We start from the raw sequence: 1178 nt of genomic DNA on the forward strand, positions 1-1178 counted from the left end.
TCAGGTAAAACTTATTATGCGAAGTGGACAGCCAATGCATCCACCATCGCATTCGAAGAAAACAGTGGCAGTGCAACACCCGATCTAACCGGTGTCACCGATCAGGCTATTACCGATCGGGATATGCCAACCATCACCCGTGATGGCTATACCTTCGGCGGCTGGTTCGAAGCCAGTGATTTCAGCGGCTCAGAAGTAACCCAGCTACCGGACAAATACCCGGTATCAGGCAAAACTTATTATGCGAAGTGGACATCAGATGCATCTTCGATTGTCTTCATTGAAAATGGTGGCAGTTCCGCATTTGATCTCGGCGGTGTGACGGATCAACCAATTAGCAATCGGGACATGCCAACCATCACGAGAAATGGCTATACCTTTGCTGGTTGGTTTGCAGCCAGTGATTTCAGTGGTTCGGAGATCGTACAACTTCCCGCAACCTATCCCGTTGGCAGCTTGACGTATTATGCGAAGTGGACTGCCAATGCATCCACCATCGCATTCGAAGAAAACAGCGGCAGCGCAACACCGGATCTGACCGGCGTTACCGATCAGGCCATAACCGATCGAAATATGCCAAGTGTTACCCGGGTAGGCTACACTTTGGATGGTTGGTACGCAGCCAGTGACTTTAGCGGAGCAGTGGTAACCCAGTTGCCGGCAACATATCCGGTTACTGGAATCACCTACTACGCTAAGTGGACAATTAATACCTATACCATAACATTTGAATCGAATGGTGGAACAGCGGTTGGCTTAAAAACAGCAACCCATGATACAACCATTACAGCTCCAACAGAGCCGACGAAAGCCAATGCATTCTTTGATGCCTGGTATAAAGACGTTGGTCTAACACAAACATGGAATTTCGCATCAGATAAAGTGACTTCTAACATGACTCTCTATGCGAAATGGACAGACTTGCCACCCGCAGGTAGTCCATTATCAGCTTATACGTGGCCGGAAATTCAATTAATATCCGAAGCCGGTAAAGGTGACGAATACTTCAATGTCGGTGACACGAAAGACTTGGTCTTAAGTCCTTCCGGTGAAGTTTTAACCATGTCAATTTATGATTTCGCTCACGATAACAAGGCGGATAATACTGGTAAAGCCGGAATCACTGGAGTGTTATCATAAAAGTGCAGTCCCAAATTGCAAGGAAATGAGGTAAAATA

At 46.9% G+C, this 1178-nt stretch carries 1 protein-coding gene; it reads left to right on the top strand.

The window, feature by feature from the left end; all coding sequences use genetic code 11:
• Positions 1-1140: InlB B-repeat-containing protein (locus Q7P33_RS17905; protein ID WP_303872103.1), on the top strand; the 1140-nt coding region annotated here is incomplete at its 5' end.
• Positions 1141-1178: the final 38 nt, after the last annotated feature.

It is taken from the genome of Acetobacterium wieringae, assembly GCF_026646375.1.
Lineage (GTDB): Bacteria > Bacillota > Clostridia > Eubacteriales > Eubacteriaceae > Acetobacterium > Acetobacterium wieringae_A.